Genomic DNA, 19,245 nt, shown 5'->3' on the forward strand with positions numbered 1-19,245 from the left:
CCGGGCGGGAGTGTCGCGCGCGGGCCTCGTCCCGCGCGGCGGCATGATGTCCCGAGCATGACTGACACGCTCCTGCCGGTGGACCTGCCCACCGCGACCTCCCCGACACCGGTGACGACGCCGGTGTCCGCGGTCGTCGTCACCCGCGGTCTGACCCCGTACCTCGCCACGACGCTCGCGGCCCTCGCCGTGCAGACGCGCCGCCCGCTCCGGGTCCTGGTGGTCGACGTCGCCCACGCGGCCGACGACTCCGTCGAGCAGCTGCTGCACGGCTCGTTCGCCGACATCACCGGCTCTGCGGCTCCGGCGCTGCGGCTCGTGCGCGCGCCCGGCGTCCGCTCGTTCGGGCAGGCCGTCCGCCGTGGCCTCACGGTCGACGACGCACCGCCGACGACCTGGCTCTGGCTCCTGCACGACGACAGCGCTCCCGCGGCGACCGCCCTGTCCGAGCTGGTCCGCGCGGTCGGTCACGCCCCGTCGGTCGCGGTCGCCGGCGTCAAGCAGCGCACGTGGACCGATCCGGAGCGGTTGCTCGAGGTCGGTCTGCGCTCGTCGCGCTCGGGCCGGCGGATGACCGACGTCGAGCCCGGCGAGCTGGACCAGGGCCAGCACGACGGTCGGGAGGACGTGCTGGGGGTCGGGATCGCCGGCGCGCTGGTCCGGCGCGACGCCTGGGACGACCTCGGCGGCACCGACCCGATCCTGGGCCCGTTCGGTGACGGGTTCGACCTGTCGCGGCGCGCCCGGCTGGCGGGCCACCGTGTGATCGTCGTCCCGTCGGCCGTGGTCCGCCACGCCCAGGCGGGCTACCTCGGGCTGCGCTCGACCTCCGGCGACGTCGCCGGCGTGCCCGTCGACCGCGACGGCGACGGCGAGGACGACCGCGCCGATCCGCGCCGGTCGTTCGCGGCGCGCCGACGGGCGCTGGTGCACAGCAGACTCGTCTCCGCACCGCTCCCGCTCGTGCCCGTGGTGGTCGTCCTCGCGCTGGTCGCGTCCGTGGTGCGCGCGCTCGGCAGGCTCGCCGCGAAGCAGCCGGGCCTGGCCGTCGACGAGGTGCGGGCGGCGCTCGCGGCGCTCGCCCGCCCGGACGGAGTGGCCCGCGCCCGGCTGGGTGCGACGCGGAGCCGCCGTCTGCCCCGGCGCACGCTGCGTCCCTTGCAGGCCGGCTGGCGCGACGTGTGGTCGCAGTCCCGGGACCGTCGGCTCGCGCGCGCCGAGGCCCGCCGGGTGGTCCAGGCCCCCAGCGAGCTCGAGCTGCGCGAGCTCGCCACTCTTGCCACCCGCCGCCGCACCACGCTCGCCGTGGTCGCCGGGCTCCTCGTCGTGGTCGCGGGGGTGGCGCTCGGTCCGCTCGTCGCGGGCGTCGTCGGCGGTGGGAGGCTCGTCGGCGACGCGCTCCTGCCGTCCACCGCGCGACTCGGCGACCTCTGGTCGGCAGCCACGTCCGGGTGGGTCGCGGACGGGCTCGGTGGACCCGGCCCGGCGGACGCGCTGCTCACCGCCCTGCTCGTCCCGACGGCCCTCGCCGGCGGCTCGACGACGACCGCCGTGGCGGTGCTCCTGCTCGGGTCGGTCGTCCTGGCCGGTCTGGGGGCGTGGGCGGCCGCGGGTGCCGCGACGCGCTCGGTCGCCGTCCGCGGCTGGGCCGCGGTCGTGTGGGCCGGCGCCCCCGCGCTCCTGCTGAGCCTCGGTGACGGACGCCTGGGCGCGGTCGTCGCGCACGTCGCACTGCCCTGGGTGGCCCTCGGGCTCGCGCGGGCGGTGGGGGTGCAGCGCGTCGACCAGGTGCTCTCCGGCGTGGCCACCGCGCGACACGACGACGACGAGGTCGATGTCGAGACGCCCGTCCGCGGCACGCCGACGGTTCCCACGCCCCGGGCGTCGGCAGACACCCCGGCAGCCGTGGGCGACGTGCCTGCGACGCCCGAGCGCGTCGGTGCTCCCGACCCCACCGGCTCCATCTCGGCCGCTGCCGGAGCGGCGATCGCCTTCGCCGTCGTCGTCGCCGGGTCGCCCGCGCTGCTCGTTCCCGGGGTGCTCGCCCTGTGCGTCGTCGCCCTGTGCGCGCCGCGTCGTCGCGGACGGGTCCTGCTCGTGGCGCTCCCCGCGCTCGCCCTGCTGGGTCCTACCTTTCTCGAGGCGGGACGGCGAGGGCTCGAGGGCTGGCGTCTGCTGATCGCCGACCCGGGGCTGCCGGGCGGATCCACCGCGGCGGACCCGGTGAGCCGGCTGCTCGGAGTCCCGGCGGACGCGTCGTCGCTCGTCCCGGACGTCCTTCCGGCGCCGCTGGCCGAGGCCTGGCCCCTCGCGCTGGGAGCGGTCGTCCTGCTCCTGGCGGTGCTCGCCCTGCTGCGTGGCGCCCCCGTGGCCCGTGCCGTGCGGGGTGCGTGGGTCGTCGCGGCGCTCGGTGCCGCGGCCGCGACGATCTCCGTGGCCGTCCCCGTCGGGATCTCGGACTCGGTGGTCGTCCACGGCTGGGCAGGACCCGCGCTCTCGCTCGCGGGCGCGGGGTTCCTGGCGGCCGCAGTCATCGGCGCGGACCGGCTGCGCGAGCGCCTGGCGCACTACACCTTCGGGTGGCGGCAGCCTCTCGTCGCGGTCGTCACGCTCGCCGCCGTCGTCGTTCCCGTCGCCTGGCTCGGCACGTGGACATGGCAGGCGCGCAGCGGAGACGCGGTCGGGCTGCGGGCGGTCGAGCGCTCGATCGTGCCCGCGGTCGGCCTCCAGGCGCAGGCGTCGCAGCTGTCGTCGCGTGTGCTCGCGGTGAGCCTCGAGCCGACGCAGGACCCCGAGGCCGCGACCGTGACGTGGCAGCTGCTGCGCGGCGACGGCCCCGAGCTGGTGGACCAGGCCGCGGCCGAGTCGACCCGCACGCTGAGCGGCGACCTGCTCACCCCGGACGTGGTCCCCGCCGACGTCGCCACCAGCGAGGTCGACGAGCTCGTCGCCCGGCTCGCGTCGGCGGCGACCGGCGACGTGGCGGGGGAGCTGGCCGCGCTGGGAGTTGCCGACGTGCTGGTGCCGCCCCTGCCCGAGGACGTCGGCGCCGTCGACCCCGAGGTCGCCGCCACGCAGCTCGACGAGCTGGTGAGCAGGCTCGACTCGACCGCCGGCCTCGAGCGGGTGACCAGGAACGTGACCGGGACGCTGTGGCGGGTGCAGGCGACCGCGACCGTGGCCGGCGCCGCCGCCCCGACCGCCCTGCCTGCGTGGGCTCGTCTCGTGCCCGCCGGGGCAGACGTCACGGACCCCGCCGTGGCCGCCGTGGCGGTGCCGTCCGCCGACCGGGCGGTCGACTCCACGGTGGCGCCGGGCGGCGAGGACCGCGTGCTCGTCCTCGCCGAGCGCGCCGACGCCCGCTGGCACGCCTGGCTCGACGGCCGGTCTCTGCGCTCGGTCGACGGCGGGTGGCGGCAGGCGTTCGCCGTCGGGGCCGACGGCGGTGAGCTCGTCGTCCGGTACGACAGCCCGGAGCGCACACCGTGGCTGGTCCTCCAGGGCGTGGTCGCCCTGGTGACGATCCTCCTGGCCGTCCCCGTGCGGCGACGCCGGGGAGCCCGGGCATGAGCGGGGGAGACGTCATCGACGAGACCGGTCCGACGCGGATGCAGGTCTGGCTGGGACGGACGGCCCGTGCCGCGTCCGGCCTCGCGGTACTCGGGCTGACGGCCGCGATCGTGGCCGGGGCGCGCCTGCCCGGCGGCACCGCAGGCGACCCCGTCCCGCCGGCACAGATCTCCGTCCCCGCCTCGGTGTCGACGCTCGTGTGCGCCGGACCGCTGATCCAGCCCGACGACACCGGCCGGGGGGACTCCGCCTTCGACCCCACCCCGGTGGACCCGGTCACCGCCGTCACGGCGGTGACCTCGGTGCCGGACCACGACGGCGGCTCCGCCGGCACCCTGGGACCGCTCGACCGCTCGACCACGACGACGACGCTCGACGCCGGAGGTGACTCGGCGGTCGTCCCCGGCGTGACCGGCCCGGTGGTGGTCCGCGCCGAGCCGGGTGCTGATGCCCCCGCCCGGGTGGCCGCCGCGAGCGCCGGCCTGGTGACCGCGGGCGACCTGCGGGGGCTCTCCGCCGCCTCCTGCCAGCAGCCGACGGCCGACGCGTGGTTGCTCGGCGGGGCCACCGACCTGTCCAGCACCGCGCAGCTGGTCCTGGACAACGCCGGGTCGACGCCCGCCGAGGTCACCCTCGCGATCTGGGGCCCGTCGGGCCCGGTCGACCTCACGGGCGAGCGGTACCTCGTCGCGCCCGGCGCCTCCCGCGTGGTGGTCCTCGGCGGGATCGCGGCCGAGCAGCGCCGGGTGGCGGTGCACGTGACCGCGACCGGGGGACGGGTCGGGGTGCACGTGCAGGACTCCGCGATCGACGGGTTCACGCCCGCAGGGACCGACCTGGTCGTGCCCGGTGCTGCCCCCGCCCGCCGCCAGGTGGTCCCCGGCGTCGCGGTGTCCGCCTCGGCGGTCGGTGACGTGACCGCCTCCGCGCTCCGGCTCCTGGTGCCCGGCACCGTCGCCACCACCGCCCGCGTCACGCTGCTCGGCCCCGGGGGCGTCACGGAGCTCCCCGGTGCGGACGAGGTGGCGCTGGTGGCCGGTGAGGTGACCGACGTGCCGCTGGGCGGGCTGCCCGCGGGCTCCTACACGGTGGTCGTCGACGCCGACCAGCCCGTCCTGGCCTCGGCCGTCGTGACGCGCCCGGGTGCGGTCGGCGAGCTGGACGACCTCCCGAGCGTCGAGCGCGCGTGGGCGGCGTCGACCGCCGTCGGGCGCAGCGGCGTGGTGGCCGTCCCGAGCGGGACCCGCGGGATGCTCGTCGTCGGGGCCGTGTCCGGTGCCGCGGACCCGAGCGCGGACGGCGTCGCGACGGGCTCGGTCCGGCTGCTCGGGGCCGACGGCGTGGTGCTGGCCGAGCGGACGTTGGTGCTGGACGCCGGGACGACGGGCGCCTGGTGGGTCGACGACCTGGCCACCGGGACCGGCCAGGCCGCCGCGCCCGACCCCGCGGTGGTGCCGGGTCCGCCTGCGGCCGTCGCGGGAGTGGTGGGCGTCGACCTCGTCACGGACGACGGCTCGACGGTCGCGCTCGCCTGGGCGATGGTGGCCGCGGTCGACCAGGCGGACGGCTGGCTCGTGTCCGTGCTCGACCCGGTACCGGTGCCGCGCCTCACCCCGGACGTCGCCGTCCGCGAGGACCCGAGGCTCGGCACCCGCTGACTCAGCGGGCGGTGCGCAGCTCCGAGCGCTCCCGCAGCCGCAGCCCGAGCACCGCCGCCTGCCGCACCGGCCACTGGTACCAGCGTGGGTACCGGCGGTGCACGTACCGAGCCGCGCTCGCGTGGTGCGCCGAGATCATCGGCGCGGGCTTGGCGCGCCAGGACGTCCCGCCGACGTGCGTGACCTGGACCTGCGGCACGTAGAGGTTGATCCACCCCGCGCGTCCCAGGCGCTCCCCGAGGTCGACGTCCTCGAAGAACATGAAGTAGCCGTCGTCGAACCCGCCCACGGCCTCGAACGCCTCGCGCCGCAGCAGCAGGCACGCACCGGACAGCCACCCGGCCGGTCGTTGGCCGCCGGCGTTCTGCTGGTGCGCCTGGTACCGGCGCGTCCACGGGTTGCCGGGCCAGACCTTGACGAACAGCGCGTGCCCAGCGCCCTGGGTGAGCGACGGCAGCTCACGCGCCGAGGGGTAGACGGTGCCGTCGGTGTTGAGCAGGGCCGGGCCGACCGACCCCGCGGTGGGCGCTGCCTCGGCGGCCGCGACGAGGTCGTCCAGCGACCCCGGCTGCCACTCGATGTCGGAGTTGGCGACGACGATCCACCGTGCCTCGGCGCCTGCCGCGCCCAGGTTGGCGCCGCCGCCGTAGCCCAGGTTCGACCCCGTGGCGACGAGCCGCGCCCCGAACTCGTCGGCCACCGCGCGGGCGACGGTGGGATCGGAGCCGTTGTCGACGATCACCAGCTCGGCCGGCGTGGCGGACGCAGCGGCGAGGGTGCGGGCGAACATCGCGAGCTCGTCGCCGGGGTGGTAGACGACGCAGACGACGCGGACATCGGAGGCTGGCGTGGGCGGGGGCGGGACGGCGGTGCTCATCGTCCGGACAGGCTAGTGGGCGTCGCCGTAGTGCGGATCCACGTCGTCGGGCGACCTCCCGAGCAGGTGGGCCACCTGCTCGACGACCACGTCGCGCACCAGGTCGGCGAGGTCGAGGGGATCGGTGGCCCGCGACTCGACCGGACGGCGGTAGACGACGATGCGCGCCGGGAGCCCGGCGTCGGACGGGAAGTAGCGACCGAGCGGGACCCCGCCGTGCTCCCACGGCGCCGGGTTGGACGGCGGCACGTCCTCGACGGCGAACTCCGTCCCCACCAGCTGGCGTGCCCAGGTGCGCTCGATCCGCTCGACGGCATCGAGCACGAGGTCGTCGAACCGCTCGGCGCGGGTGCGGTAGGCGGGCATCGTGCTGGGCAGCAGCGGCCCCCGGGGTCCACGTCCGCGCCGGTCGCGGCGGCGCACGGGGGCGATCGTCGTCGTGGGGAGCGCCAGGGTGCGGCGGCCGACACCGGGGGCTCGGCGGGCGGGCGGCGGGGGTGCAGAGCTCACCTCAGCACTGTAGATCGCGCACGGCCGACGGCGTGGGGGGCACGGCCTGTCCGCGCCCGGGAGTACCGTCAGCGCGTGAGATCCGTGAGGCAGTGCTCCCGCACGGCATGCGGCCGTGCGGCCGTGGCCACGCTGACCTATGTGTACGCCGACTCGACCGCGGTGCTGGGTCCTCTGGCGCAGCACGCCGAGCCCCACTCGTACGACCTGTGCATCGAGCACGCGGAACGCCTCACGGCCCCCCGCGGCTGGGAGGTCGTCCGGCTGACGCCCGAGTTCACCCCCGCTCCGCCGAGCCGGGACGACCTGCTGGCGCTGGCCGACGCGGTGCGGGAGGCGGGGAGGCGGATCGAGCCCGAGCCCGTCGCGCTGCCCGAGGCTGTCGGCGCGGTCCTGAACGAGGCACCTCGCCGCGGTCACCTGCGCGTGCTGCGTGGCGAGGGCTGACGTGGCCCGCCGCAAGGGAGAGGCCGCGCGTGCGCGCGCCGAGCGGGCGGGCGAGCCCCTCGGCTCCATCAGCCAGCCCTCCGGCCCGGGCGTGCCCGGCACCGACGCATGCCTGCGCTGCGGTGCCACCGACCTGACCCGGATCCGGATGGCTCTCACGGACGGCCGTCAGGTGGTCTTCGTGTCCTGCCCGTCCTGCGAGCAGCGCAACTGGTTCCCCCTCGACGGGAGCGGGATCCCGCTCGACCGGGACGAGATCGTCGGCGGGGACGCCTGACCTGGTCCCGGTCCTGGTCGTGGCCCGGAAGGCCCCGGGTACGATGACGGCGTGATCTCCCCTGCTGCCGACCGTGTCGATCTGTCTGCCCTCATCAAGGCCTACGACGTCCGCGGGGTCGTCCCCGACGAGCTCAACCCCACCGTCGCCCGCGCGATCGGTGCCGCGTTCGCCGACGTCGTGGTGCTCCCCGAGGCGACGGACCGCCCCCGCGTGGTCATCGCCAACGACATGCGGCCCTCGGGTCCCGAGCTCGTCGGTGCGTTCGCGGATGGGCTGGCCGCCCGGGGCGTGGACGTCCTCCTGATCGGTCTGGCGTCGACGGACGGCCTCTACTTCGCCTCCGGCGCCCTGGGCATCCCGGGCGCGATGTTCACGGCGAGCCACAACCCGGCGCAGTACAACGGCATCAAGCTCTGCCGTGCCGGCGCGCGCCCCGTGGGCCAGGACAGCGGGCTCACCACGGTGCGCGAGCTGGCCGGCGACTACCTCGCGGGCTCGGTCCCGGAGGTCGACGCCGCGCAGCGCGGCACCGTCGAGGACCGCGACATGCTCACGGAGTACGCCTCGTTCCTGCGCTCGCTGGTGGACCTCTCCGGCATCCGGCCGCTCAAGGTGGTCGTCGACGCAGGCAACGGCATGGGCGGCTTCACCGCACCGGCGGTCCTCGGCACCGGCGCGGGCCTGCCCACGCTGCCGCTGGACATCGTGCCGCTGTACTTCGAGCTGGACGGCACGTTCCCCAACCACGAGGCCAACCCGCTCGAGCCCGAGAACCTGCGGGACCTGCAGGCGGCGGTCGTCGAGCACGACGCCGACCTCGGGCTGGCGTTCGACGGCGACGCGGACCGCTGCTTCGTCGTCGACGAGCACGGCGACCCGGTGAGCCCGTCGGCCATCACGGCGCTGGTGGGCCTGCGTGAGGTGGAGCGCGAGCGCGCCGCCGGCCGCACGCCGACCGTGATCCACAACCTCATCACGTCCCAGGTGGTGCCGGACCTGCTGCGCGCGGCGGGAGCGACGACCGTCCGCACCCGCGTCGGCCACTCGTTCATCAAGGCGCAGATGGCCGAGCACGACGCGGTGTTCGGCGGCGAGCACAGCGCGCACTACTACTTCCGCGACTTCTTCTTCGCCGACACCGGCATGCTCGCGGCGATGCACGTGCTCGCGGCGCTCGGTGGCCAGCCGCACCCGCTGTCGGCGTTGTCCGAGCAGTTCCAGCCGTACTCGGCCAGCGGGGAGATCAACTCCCGCGTCACCGACGTCGCCGCCGCGCGTGAGCGCGTGATCGAGGCGTACGTGACGCAGCAGGGCGCCGGTCCGGTGCAGGTCGACGAGATGGACGGCCTGACGGTCTCCCACTGGGACGGCCACCCGCAGTGGTGGTTCAACCTGCGCGCCTCCAACACCGAGCCGCTGCTGCGGCTGAACGTCGAGGCCGCCGACGAGGACATCATGGAGAAGGTGCGCGACGACGTGCTGGCCCTGGTGCGCCAGGACGGTGAGTCCTGATGGGCCGGACGCTGGAGCCCTGGGCGCGCGAGCTCCTGCGCTGCCCGGCGACGGGGGCGACGCTGGTGGACGGCGTCGGGCCCGACGGTGAGCCGACCCTGGTCTCGACGGACCCGGTGAACCCGGTCGCCTATCCGGTGCGTGACGGGATCCCCGTGCTGCTGGTGGACGAGGGCGTACCCGTCACTCGCGGCTGACGCCGTGTGACGCCGCTCACCCAGGGCTAGCATGTCCCGGACGGCGTGGGTGATGCCCGCAGACCGAGAGGGGTCGCGCCGGCGCGGACGACCAGGGCGCAAGCCCTGCTGCGTCGCGCCCGCCCACGTCACCGGAACCCCGCAGGAGTGAGATGTCTGTGTCCACGTCGTTCTCTGAACTTCCCGGCCAGTACAAGGTCCGCGACCTGTCCCTCGCCGAGGCCGGCCGCCACCAGATCCGCCTCGCCGAGCACGAGATGCCCGGCCTGATGGCCCTGCGGGACGAGTTCGGCCCCACGCAGCCCCTCGCCGGTGCTCGCGTCGCCGGCTCGCTGCACATGACGGTGCAGACCGCCGTCCTCATCGAGACGCTCGTGGCGCTCGGCGCGGAGGTCCGCTGGGCGTCCTGCAACATCTTCTCGACGCAGGACGAGGCCGCCGCGGCGGTCGCCGTCGGCCCGCACGGGACGGTGGAGCAGCCGGCCGGCGTGCCGGTGTTCGCCTGGAAGGGCGAGTCGCTCGAGGAGTACTGGGAGTGCACCGAGCAGATCCTCGTGTGGCCCGGGGGCACCGGCCCGAACATGATCCTCGACGACGGCGGCGACGCCACGCTCCTGGTGCACAAGGGCGTCGAGTACGAGGCCGCCGGCGCGGTCCCGTCCGACCCGCAGCCGGGGGAGCCGGGGTACTCCGAGGAGCTCACCGTCGTCCTGGGCACGCTGCGCCGCTCGCTCGCCGCCGACCCGCAGCGGTGGACGACGATCGCCGCGGACATCACGGGCGTCACCGAGGAGACCACCACCGGCGTGCACCGGCTCTACCAGCTCGCGGAGGCCGGCCAGCTGCTGTTCCCGGCCATCAACGTGAACGACTCGGTGACCAAGTCGAAGTTCGACAACAAGTACGGCATCCGGCACTCGCTGCCCGACGGGATCAACCGGGCCACCGACGTGCTCATGGGCGGGAAGGTCGCGTTCGTCGCGGGCTACGGGGACGTGGGCAAGGGCGCCGCCGAGGCGTTCCGCGGGCAGGGTGCGCGCGTGATCGTCTCCGAGGTGGACCCGATCTGCGCCCTCCAGGCGGCGATGGACGGCTACCAGGTGACCCGCCTGGACGACGTCATCGACCAGGCCGACTTCGTCATCACCACCACGGGCAACAAGGACGTGGTCTCCGCCGCGCAGATGGCCCGGATGAAGAACAAGGCGGTCGTCGGCAACATCGGCCACTTCGACAACGAGATCGACATGGCCGGGCTCGCCGCCGTGCCCGGGATCACGCGCACGGAGATCAAGCCTCAGGTGCACGAGTGGACGTTCCCGGCCGACGAGGTCGGTCCCGAGCGCTCGATCATCGTGCTCTCCGAGGGTCGTCTGCTGAACCTCGGCAACGCGACCGGGCACCCCTCGTTCGTGATGAGCAACTCGTTCTCCAACCAGGTGATCGGCCAGATCGAGCTGTTCACCAAGCCCGGCGACTACGCCCGCGAGGTGTACCGGCTGCCCAAGGTGCTGGACGAGAAGGTGGCGCGGCTGCACCTGGACGCCCTCGGGGTCCGGCTCACCGAGCTCAGCAAGGAGCAGGCCGAGTACCTGGGGATCGACGCGTCCGGCCCGTACAAGCCGGACCACTACCGCTACTGAGCGGGATCCGGGACGCCGTGGGGGAGTCGGTGCAGCTGTGACGACTCCACGGCGTCCCGCTGGTCCGCGCGCAGCCGGGCGGTGAGCTCGCGGTCCCTGCGCTCCGCGAGGACGGCCGCGAGGAACGCCTCCGGGTGCGTGCCGAGCGGGGGCAGCGGGTTGACGTAGCGCTGCACCTCGGCCGTCAGCTGCGAGCCCAGCTGCACCCGGGACGCGGGGTGCAGGGACGCGGTCCGGCCCAGGAACTGGCGCACCGAGAGCGCGAGCCCGTCCGGCAGCCGGGCGAGGTCGGCGGAGTGCGCCCAGCCGGCGAGGTGCGGCGGCATGACCAGCGGCACACGCACCTTCGCCGCGCCGCGCACGCGCACGGCGTAGGTGCCGGCCAGGATGTCGCCGACGCGCTTGCCCTGCGGGTGCACGATCGACGTGATCAGCGCGACCGTGCCGAGGGTGAGCCACAGCTCCACGAAGCCGACGAGCGCCCGGATCAGGGCCTGCCGGAACACCAGCGGACCGCCGTCGTCGCGCACGATGCGGATGCCGGTCGCCAGCTTGCCGAGCGAGCGGCCCCGGGTGAGCGTGTCGACCGTCGTCGGGATCACGACCGTGATCGTGGCGACCAGCACGATGGCGGCGATGCGTCCCAGCTCCTCGGACACGCCCCCGGCGACCGCGCCCAGCGCGATCAGGAGCACGAAGCCGACGACAGCCAGGAGCAGGAGGTCGAGGAGCGCGGCGAGCAGGCGGGTGGCCGCGGAGGTCGGGCGTGCGTCGAGGACGACACCCTCGCCCGTGATGATGCCGTCCATGGTGCGCAGGTTAGCCTCTGCCGCACCCGCGGGATGGCAGGCTGTGCGGCATGGATCTCGACGCCTTCGAGCGGGCACGCTCGGCCGACTGGGCACGGCTCGACGCGCTGGTGCGTCAGCGGCGGCGCACGGGTGCCGAGGCCGACGAGCTGGTGCGGCTCTACCAGGCCGTCGCCACGGACCTGTCCTCGGTCAGGTCGGCCGCGCCCGACCCGGAGATGGTGACCCGCCTGTCGATGCTCGTCGGGCGTGCACGTGCCGCGATCGCCGGCACGCACGAGCCGAGCTGGCGGGACGTCACCGCGTTCGTCATGGTCGCGCTGCCGGCGGCCCTGTACCGCATCCGCTGGTGGACGGTCGGCGTCATGGCGGCGTTCCTCGTCCTGAGCATCACCGCGGGCGTCTGGGTGGCCACGCAGCCCGAGGCGCTCGCGTCGATGGGCACCCCGAGCCAGCGTGAGCAGTACGTCGAGGAGTCGTTCGCGGAGTACTACGCGCCGGGCGCGGGGTTCGCGGCGATGGTGTGGACCAACAACGCGTGGCTGACCGCCGTCTGCATCGCCACCGGGATCACTGGGATCGGGCCGGTGTACTTCCAGGCCTCCAACGCGATCAACGTGGGGGCGACCGGCGGCATGATGGCGTCGTACGGGGAGCTGGACGTGTTCCTGCAGCTCATCGCGCCGCACGGTCTGCTCGAGCTCACCGCGGTGTTCGTCGCCGGCGCCGCCGGGCTGCGCATCTTCTGGACCTGGATCGACCCCGGACCCCGCACGCGCGGGCGCGCGCTGGCCGAGGAGGCACGCGCGTTGTTCACGGTGGCGATCGGGCTCGTAGGCGTCCTCGCGGTCTCCGGCCTGGTCGAGGGCTTCGTGACGGGCTCGGCCCTGCCGTGGGTCGTCAAGGTCAGCATCGGGGTGCTCGTCCTGGCAGCGTTCTGGACGTACACGCTGGTCCTCGGCCGGCGGGCCGTCCGCGCCGGGCACACCGGCGACCTCGAGGCGGACCGCGCGGGCTACGTGCTCGCGACCGCCGGCTGACTAGCCCGGGTCGACCACGACGACGAGACGCACGTCCGCCTCGGCGGCCATGAGCTCGGCCAGACCCTCGGCCTCGGCCTGCAGCTCCTCGCGCTGGGCGGCTGTCGGGCGGTCGAACGGCCGCACGGTGAGCGTGACCGTGCCGCCGCTCCTGCGGTCGCGCGGCACGTCCCACGTCCCCGCCACCCGCCCGTCGAGGAGGAAGGTGGCCGGGACCACCCCGTTCGGGCTGGCCAGGTACGGGCGGTGCTCGGCGGAGATGATCCGGGTGCGGTCGGCGTGACCGAGCAGCACGTTGTCGTAGTCCGCCAGGAACCGCACGGGCGCGGGCGCGTCCGGGTCCGGCAGCGGGGCACCCGGCAGGTCGAGCAGCTCGCGCTCGCGGACCGCCCCCGGGGACGGATCGGCGCGGTACCGCACGAGGTCGAGGCGGTCCACCATGGCGCGCATCCCCGTGAGCCCGCTCCAGCTCTGCAGGTCAGCGACGGAGGCCGGGCCGAACGCGGCGAGGTAGCGACGCACGAACCGCTCCTGCTCGGCGGCGAGCACCTGCGGATCGGTCAGGTCGGGTGCCGCGGCGGTGAGCTCCGGCCCCAGCCAGGCCCACGCGGTGGTCCAGGTGGTCGCTCCGGAGCGACCCCAGACGCCCCGGGGCGGTACCTGCACCAGGGGAAGCGTCCCGCGCGCGGCGTAGGCCAGCGTGCTCGGTGCGACGTCCGGCCACCGCTCTCCGAGGAGCCGGCCCAGCGCGGTGGTCACGCGGGGCTCCTCCTCGACGAGGGCGCGGGCGGCGGCGGTGAGCTCGGCGAGGTCGAGCGTGCGCAGCGCGGCGCCGTGCTGCGCGTTGACCCGGAGGTCCTTGGCGTGCAGCGGCGCGATCAGGCCCGGCAGCAGCAAGGCGTCGGCAGCCGTGACCAGGTGGATCGTGCTGCGCATCACCGCGATCCGGGTGACGGAACGGTCCCAGAACGCTGCACCGAGCTCCTCGGTGCGGAACCCCTCGACCCGGCTCCACAGGCCGACGTACGGCGACCACGCGTTCTGCGCCTGCAGACCCACCAGGTGGTCCACGACCTCGATCGCGGGACCGGGGCGACGCTCGAGCAGGTGCTGGCGCGCGAGCAGCGCACGGTTCAGGTGGGCACGGGTGAGCAGGTCGGGCACGGTCCGGAACCTACCCGGAAGCGCCCACAGCCCTCACAGCCGACCGGCCGCCTTGAGTGCGAGATAGGTGTCCGCCAGGCGGGGCGCGAGGTCGTCGGGCAGCGCGTCGACGACCTCGGCGCCGCGCTGGCGCAGCCGGACGGCCACGGCGGCGCGCTCCAGCCCGACGCGCTCCGCCGCCGCGGCGTCGAACACCGCCGCGGCGCTGTCGCGGGACGTGCGCAGGGTGTCGACCTCGGGGTCCGACACGGAGGCCAGGACCACCTGGTGCCGCTCCGTCAGCTGGCCGGCCACGCCGAGCAGGCCCTGCTCGACCGCCGCCGGGTCGAGGGCGGTCAGGAGCACCACCAGAGCGCGCTGGCTGAGCCGCTGGCGGACCTGCGCCACCACCCCGGGCCAGTCGGTCTCCACGAGCGCCGGCTCGGCGAGCGCCAACGTGTCGGCGAACTGGGCCATGACGCGCGCACCGGTCGCACTGGCCACCCGGCCGCGGACCTTGCGGTCGAAGACGAGGAGCTCGACGCGGTCGCCCGCCTTCGTCGCCAGGGCGGCGAGCAGCAGCGCGGCCTCGATGGACGCGTCGAGCCGCGGGGCGTCGAGCACGCGGACCGCGGACGTGCGTCCGGTGTCGAGCACGATGAGCACGCGACGGTCGCGCTCCGGACGCCACGTGCGCACGACGACGTCCGAGCGGCGGGCCGTCGCGCGCCAGTCGATGGAGCGCACGTCGTCGCCGATCACGTACTCGCGCAGGGAGTCGAACTCCGTCCCCGGACCGCGCACCTGGACCGCCGCGCGCCCGTCCAGCTCCCGCAGGCGCGCGAGCCGGCTGGGCAGGTGCCGCCGCGACGCGAACTCGGGCAGGACGCGGAGCCGCCCCGGCACGGTGAGCGAGGCCTGCCTGCCCGCCAGCCGGAGCGGGCCGAGGGTGCGGATCGTGACGCGGTCGGCGTGCGCGTCGCCGCGCCGGGTCGGCACCAGGACGGTGCGCACCCGGGCGCCCTCGCCCGGCGCGACGTCCAGCCGGTGCCGGTCGACCTGCGCGCCGGACGACGGCGGCCATGCATCACGCACGACGCCGCGCAGCCGGCGTCGGCCCAGGTGGGACAGGGTCAGCGTGGACGACGACGGCTCCGTCAGACGGACCGACGCCGGGACGTCCCGGCGGACCCCGACCTCCCGGGGCGACGCGGCCAGCGCGACGTCCACCGCGCAGGCGACCACGACGAGCAGCGCCCACAGCAGGACGGTCCCGGTGGCGGGCACCAGGAGCACCACCGGGAGCCCGAGCGCGGCCAGGACGACCGCGCGCCAGGTGACGGCCACGTCAGCGGGGGACGGCCACGGACGCGAGCACGGTGTCCAGCACGCTCTCCGTGCTGACGCCCTCGAGCTCGGCCTCGGGGCGCAGCTGCACCCGGTGCCGCAGCGTCGGGTGGGCGAGGGCCTTGACGTCGTCGGGCGTCACGTAGCCCCGGCCGGACAGCCACGCCCACGCGCGCGACGTGGCCAGCAGCGCGGTCGCGCCACGGGGGGAGACGCCGAGCGAGAGCGACGGCGACCGGCGGGTGGCCCGGCAGACGTCGACCGCGTAGCCGAGCACCTCGGGGGCCACCTGCACGCGCGCCACCTCGGCCCGGGCGCGGGCGAGCATGTCCGCCGTCGCCACGGGGCGCAGGCCGGCCCCGGCGAGGTCGCGCGGGTCGAAGCCGGCGGCGTGCCGGCTCAGCACCTCGATCTCCTCGTCGCGCTCCGGCAGCGGGAGCACGAGCTTGAGCAGGAACCGGTCGAGCTGCGCCTCGGGGAGCGTGTACGTGCCCTCGTACTCGACCGGGTTCTGCGTCGCGATGACGAGGAACGGGTCGGGCAGCGGGCGCGGGGTGCCGTCGATGGACACCTGCCGCTCCTCCATGGCCTCGAGCAGCGACGCCTGCGTCTTCGGCGGCGTCCGGTTGATCTCGTCCGCCAGCAGCAGGTTGGTGAACACCGGACCCTCGCGGAACGAGAACTCGGCGGTGCGGGCGTCGTAGACCAGCGAGCCGGTCACGTCGCCGGGCATGAGGTCGGGGGTGAACTGCACGCGCTTGGTCTGCAGGTCGAGAGCAGCCGACAGCGCCCGGACGAGGAGCGTCTTGGCGACGCCCGGCACGCCCTCGAGCAGCACGTGACCACGGCAGAGCAGCGCGATGACGAGGCCGCTGACGGCCGCGTCCTGCCCGACGACCGCCTTGGCCACCTCGGCGCGCACGGTGCCCAGGGCGGCCCGCAGCTCCTCGGACGGGTGGTGCAGCTGGGCGGTGGGTGCAGTCGTTCCCCAGGAGGGACTCTGGTCGCTCACGTTCGGTGAACCTCGCTCTCGAGATGGTCCAGGTCACGGGCCAGCTGGGCCAGCCCGCGGTCGTCGGTCGGTGGGGGTCCGTACAGCAGGGCCTCGACGGTCTGTGCCGGGCGGCTGGTGGCCCGCGCGACGGCGCCGACGACCACGGGGGCCGGAGCGGAGCGGGGGAGCCCGAGCCGGGCGGCGCTGCGCGCGGCCGCGCCGGCGCGCAGGGCGGCGGCCGCGTGCCCGTAGGACCGGGCCCGCCGGTACAGCCGGCCGCGGCCCCTCGTCGTCTCGCCGGACCGGACGACCACCGGCAGCTTCTCGGTCACCAGCCGTCCCAGCCGCCGCCCCCGCCACAGGGCGGCCACGACCACGACGAGCACGAGCTGTAGCGCCAGGATCGGGACGACCGGGGGCAGGAGCTGGCCGGGAGCGGCGTCGGTGGACCCGTCGCCCGCGCCGACGTCGTCGAGCGAGGGGATGTACCAGACGAGCTGCTCGTGCCGGCCGAGCGCACGCAGCACGAGCGCGGCGTTGCCCTGCTCGGCGAGGTGCTCGTTGGTCAGGGGCGCGACGTCGGCGAGCGCGACGATCCGGCGACCGTCCGACTCGGTCACCGCGTACGCGCCGCCGACGTCGGTGTCCGTCCCGGCGGCGGGGAAGCAGACGACCGCGCCCGGCCCGGTGGCCTGCAGGGAGCCCCGCGCGGTGATCGATCCCGCCGCCACGGCGTCCGGGTCGTCGCACGCGGCCGAGCGGACCTCGGGCACGCCCCCGGTGCCCCCGCCCGCCGCGATCGTGTCGGTCAGCAGCCCGAGCGCCCACCCTGCGTCGACCATCACCAGGTCGGCACCCGTGGCGTCGAGCACGTCGATCTGGTCAGCGTCGAGCAGGTAGTCGCCGACGACGAGCACCGTCGAGCCGGGAGCCGCGAGGGACCGGACCTCCGCGATGTGCCGCACGTACCGGACGTCGACGCCCTGCCGCCCGAGGATCTGTGCGGCGGCGCGCGCGCCGAGGTCGCCGGGGTTGTCCGGGGCGAGCGTGAGCGTCGACGTCCGCGGCTCGGGCAGGGCGGACAGGAGGCCGGCGACCACGACGAGCCCGAGCAGGGCGAGCCACCACCGCGCGCGCCGCCAGCGCCGGGCCGACCGGCTGCGCACCGACGTCCCGTCTCCGACCACGGGTGCGTGCGCGGTGGTCACGGTGGGTGCGCTCATCGGGGTGCCGCCACGGCGAGGTCGGCCACGCCGGTGGGCGTCGTCGGACGGGTGTCCCGGACGCGACCGTCGAGCTCACGCAGCCTGCGCTCGTCGTCCGCCGTGGCCGGCTCGTCGCCGTACGCCACGTCGTCGAACGTCCGTCCGGCCGCGACTAGGTCGTCGCCCAGCGACGGCAACCGTGCGGCGGCGGCCAGCGCGGCCTCGTGCGCGGTGCGGGCCACCCGTTCCTCGAGCACGGTGCGCTCCTCGAGCCCCCGCACGATCGCCCGGTAGCGCTCCAGCACCGCGAGCGCCCAGTCGCCCCGTGACGCGGCGGCCTCGGCGGCGGCCCGGATCTCCTCCGCCGTGCGCGCGTCGTCGTGGTCGAGGACCCGGCGGTCCGACGAGCCGCGCCGCGAGACGCGTACCGGGCCCGCCACGAGGAACGCGACCACCACGACGGCCGCGATGATGCCGACCACCACCAGCACCGCGAACGGATCGATCGCGGCCGGCGTCTGCAGTCCCGCCAGCTGCTCCGCCAGCCAGTCCCACAGCCGGCTGAGCAGCGAGCGCTGCTGGTGGTAGACGGGGTCGAGCAGCTCCTCGGTCGCCCAGCGCCGCCCGGTCGCGGCATCAGGCTCGACCGGGACGCCGACCGTCAGCCCGGCAGGCAGGATCACGCCGCGGACTCCGCGGCGCGTGCGAGCTCCACGTCCAGGCCCTCCCTGCGCATGCGCACGTCGATGTAGAGCAGGGCGACGACGGACGACACGAACGTGGTCGAGAGGGTCGAGGCGATGACGTTGGCGATCCCGATCACCACGAAGGAGCCGAACGACGTCGCGGTGGGGTCGCGCAGCACCAGCTGGGCGATCAGCGTGGCCGGGAAGACGATGATCTGCGCGATGATCCCGGCCAGGATGCTGGTCAGCAGGTAGATGCCGAACAGACGCCAGAAGCTCCCGCGCGTCAGGCGCCACGCCCGCGCCACCGTGGGCCAGAACTTCTTGCCCTCGAGCATCAGCGCCGGGGGCACCAGCAGCGTCCGGGTGGAGAACCAGACGGCGGCGACCACGAACGCGAACCCCCCGGCGAGGCCCAGGAGCACGGCCGGCCCGATCTGGTCGTTCACCGCGAGGAGGACGACACCCGTGGTCAGCACCGAGGCCACGACGAGGACGGCGACCCCGCTCAGGAACGTGAAGCCGACCACGAGCCAGACGCGCCACGAGCGCAGCACCTCGCCGACGGTGGCCACCTGGCCGAGCACCGAGCGGCTCACCGACACGATGAGCAGACCGGTGAGGATCGTCGTGGCGAGCGCGGTCACGGGGGTGGAGATGAGCAGGCCCGCGGACGAGCCCAGCTGTTCGGCGAACCCCATCTGCCCGGACGGGTCCACCTCGCTGGACAGGTCGGACAGCTGCGGCGCGACGAGACCCGTGACGTACCACTGGATGATCGACTGGATCGTGACGGCAAGGGTCACCACGAGCGCGGCGAGCCCGAACATCACGCGCGGGTTCGCACGGACCGCCCGGAAGGCGCCGTCGTAGATCTCGCCCATCCCGAGCGGTCGCAGGGGGATGATCCCGGGCTGCAGCGCCTGCGGGCGCCAGGCGACCCCGGGCGGCGGCGGTGCGGCGGGTCCCCAGGAGCCGTACCCGCCGGGGGGCTGCTGACCCCAGCCCGACGGCGGCGGCGGGGGCTGCGGCGGCGCGGCCGGCCCCGGCTGCGGCACGTGCTCCGGCGGCGGCGGCGTCCCCGTCCCCGCGGGCGCCGCCCAGGTCGGCGGCTGCGGGACGTCGTCGTGCGGGCTCGTCATGCGAGCGCGGCTCCCTCGGCTGTGGTCGTGCAGGTGGTTCGGGGGGTGCCGTGGCGTGCCCCCGCGGAGGATTCATCGTGCCACGGCGGGCGCCCCCGACGGCGCGCGACCGGGTGATCTGTGCGCCCGTGTCGTCGCGTCGGCCCATGTGGCCCGGGTACGGGCCTCTGCGGTGCGAGAATGCC

At 75.3% G+C, this 19,245-nt stretch carries 17 protein-coding genes; 8 read left to right on the forward strand and 9 right to left on the reverse strand.

The annotated features are described in order from the left end of the window. The first annotated feature begins 57 nt into the window (after positions 1-57). Both ASD18_RS09360 and ASD18_RS09365 read left to right on the forward strand, forming a co-directional pair. On the forward strand, positions 58-3,570 hold the full coding sequence (locus ASD18_RS09360) for a glycosyltransferase family 2 protein (RefSeq protein ID WP_056089759.1): 3,513 nt from the start codon (positions 58-60) through the stop codon (positions 3,568-3,570). After that, positions 3,567-5,228 carry a DUF5719 family protein gene (locus ASD18_RS09365; protein ID WP_056089760.1) on the forward strand — a complete coding sequence of 554 codons (1,662 nt, stop codon included), beginning with the start codon at positions 3,567-3,569 and terminating at the stop codon, positions 5,226-5,228. Before ASD18_RS09360 ends, ASD18_RS09365 begins: the two co-directional genes overlap by 4 nt. Position 5,229: 1 nt before the next feature. Here the strand turns inward: ASD18_RS09365 and ASD18_RS09370 are convergent, their stop codons facing one another. Together ASD18_RS09370 and ASD18_RS09375 are read right to left on the reverse strand one after the other, a co-directional pair. Next, positions 5,230-6,105: a glycosyltransferase family 2 protein gene (locus tag ASD18_RS09370; RefSeq protein WP_056089761.1), complete on the reverse strand. Its 876-nt coding sequence runs from the start codon at positions 6,103-6,105 to the stop codon at positions 5,230-5,232. Positions 6,106-6,117: 12 nt separating this feature from the next. Then, positions 6,118-6,615, reverse strand: a complete 498-nt coding sequence (locus ASD18_RS09375) for a metallopeptidase family protein (protein WP_369817260.1) — start codon at positions 6,613-6,615, stop codon at positions 6,118-6,120. Between the two features lie 75 nt (positions 6,616-6,690). On the opposite strand from ASD18_RS09375, the gene ASD18_RS09380 reads away from it, so the two are divergent. The 5 genes from ASD18_RS09380 (at position 6,691) to ahcY (ending at position 10,694) form a co-directional block, all read left to right on the forward strand. Continuing rightward, positions 6,691-7,062 (forward strand): DUF3499 domain-containing protein, encoded by a 372-nt coding sequence (locus ASD18_RS09380; RefSeq protein ID WP_056089764.1) that lies wholly within the window; start codon positions 6,691-6,693, stop codon positions 7,060-7,062. A 1-nt stretch (position 7,063) separates the two neighbouring features. Then, complete coding sequence (locus ASD18_RS09385) at positions 7,064-7,339, forward strand: hypothetical protein (RefSeq protein WP_056091946.1); 276 nt, start codon at positions 7,064-7,066, stop codon at positions 7,337-7,339. A 51-nt stretch (positions 7,340-7,390) separates the two neighbouring features. After that, positions 7,391-8,854 carry a phosphomannomutase/phosphoglucomutase gene (locus ASD18_RS09390; RefSeq protein WP_369817261.1) on the forward strand — a complete coding sequence of 488 codons (1,464 nt, stop codon included), beginning with the start codon at positions 7,391-7,393 and terminating at the stop codon, positions 8,852-8,854. Further along, positions 8,854-9,051 carry a Trm112 family protein gene (locus ASD18_RS09395; RefSeq protein ID WP_056089767.1) on the forward strand — a complete coding sequence of 66 codons (198 nt, stop codon included), beginning with the start codon at positions 8,854-8,856 and terminating at the stop codon, positions 9,049-9,051. The genes ASD18_RS09390 and ASD18_RS09395 overlap by 1 nt, the downstream gene beginning before the upstream one ends. Positions 9,052-9,203: 152 nt before the next feature. After that, positions 9,204-10,694 carry an adenosylhomocysteinase gene (gene ahcY / locus ASD18_RS09400; RefSeq protein WP_056089770.1) on the forward strand — a complete coding sequence of 497 codons (1,491 nt, stop codon included), beginning with the start codon at positions 9,204-9,206 and terminating at the stop codon, positions 10,692-10,694. On the opposite strand, the gene ASD18_RS09405 is transcribed toward ahcY, so the two are convergent. Then, entirely contained in the window at positions 10,688-11,503 is an 816-nt protein-coding gene (locus tag ASD18_RS09405) for an RDD family protein (RefSeq protein ID WP_056089775.1), read from the reverse strand. The two genes, ahcY and ASD18_RS09405, sit on opposite strands and share 7 nt — an antisense overlap. A 50-nt stretch (positions 11,504-11,553) precedes the next feature. Here ASD18_RS09405 and ASD18_RS09410 point away from each other — a divergent pair, with 50 nt between their 5' ends. Continuing rightward, positions 11,554-12,543 (forward strand): stage II sporulation protein M, encoded by a 990-nt coding sequence (locus ASD18_RS09410; protein ID WP_056089778.1) that lies wholly within the window; start codon positions 11,554-11,556, stop codon positions 12,541-12,543. Here the strand turns inward: ASD18_RS09410 and ASD18_RS09415 are convergent, their stop codons facing one another. Genes ASD18_RS09415 through ASD18_RS09440 form a run of 6 tightly spaced genes read right to left on the reverse strand, consistent with a single transcriptional unit; the run spans position 12,544 to position 19,060 of the window. Further along, positions 12,544-13,707: a winged helix DNA-binding domain-containing protein gene (locus tag ASD18_RS09415; RefSeq protein ID WP_082573711.1), complete on the reverse strand. Its 1,164-nt coding sequence runs from the start codon at positions 13,705-13,707 to the stop codon at positions 12,544-12,546. 33 nt (positions 13,708-13,740) lie between these two features. Continuing rightward, a complete protein-coding gene (locus tag ASD18_RS09420; RefSeq protein WP_056089784.1) occupies positions 13,741-15,033 on the reverse strand; it encodes a DUF58 domain-containing protein in 1,293 nt (430 codons plus the stop codon). Position 15,034: 1 nt separating this feature from the next. Beyond that, the gene (locus tag ASD18_RS09425; RefSeq protein WP_156387991.1) at positions 15,035-15,997 is read right to left on the reverse strand and encodes a MoxR family ATPase; all 963 of its coding nucleotides are present in this window, start codon (positions 15,995-15,997) and stop codon (positions 15,035-15,037) included. 44 nt (positions 15,998-16,041) lie between these two features. Beyond that, a complete protein-coding gene (locus ASD18_RS09430) occupies positions 16,042-17,250 on the reverse strand; it encodes a DUF4350 domain-containing protein (protein WP_056089788.1) in 1,209 nt (402 codons plus the stop codon). Continuing rightward, positions 17,247-17,915, reverse strand: coding sequence for a DUF4129 domain-containing protein (locus ASD18_RS09435; RefSeq protein WP_235522309.1), 669 nt, complete (start codon positions 17,913-17,915; stop codon positions 17,247-17,249). Before ASD18_RS09435 ends, ASD18_RS09430 begins: the two co-directional genes overlap by 4 nt. Continuing rightward, positions 17,912-19,060: a glycerophosphoryl diester phosphodiesterase membrane domain-containing protein gene (locus ASD18_RS09440; protein ID WP_056089790.1), complete on the reverse strand. Its 1,149-nt coding sequence runs from the start codon at positions 19,058-19,060 to the stop codon at positions 17,912-17,914. The genes ASD18_RS09435 and ASD18_RS09440 overlap by 4 nt, the downstream gene beginning before the upstream one ends. Between the last annotated feature and the right edge of the window lie 185 nt (positions 19,061-19,245).

The sequence above is a fragment of the Cellulomonas sp. Root137 genome (assembly GCF_001426725.1).
Lineage (GTDB): Bacteria > Actinomycetota > Actinomycetes > Actinomycetales > Cellulomonadaceae > Cellulomonas.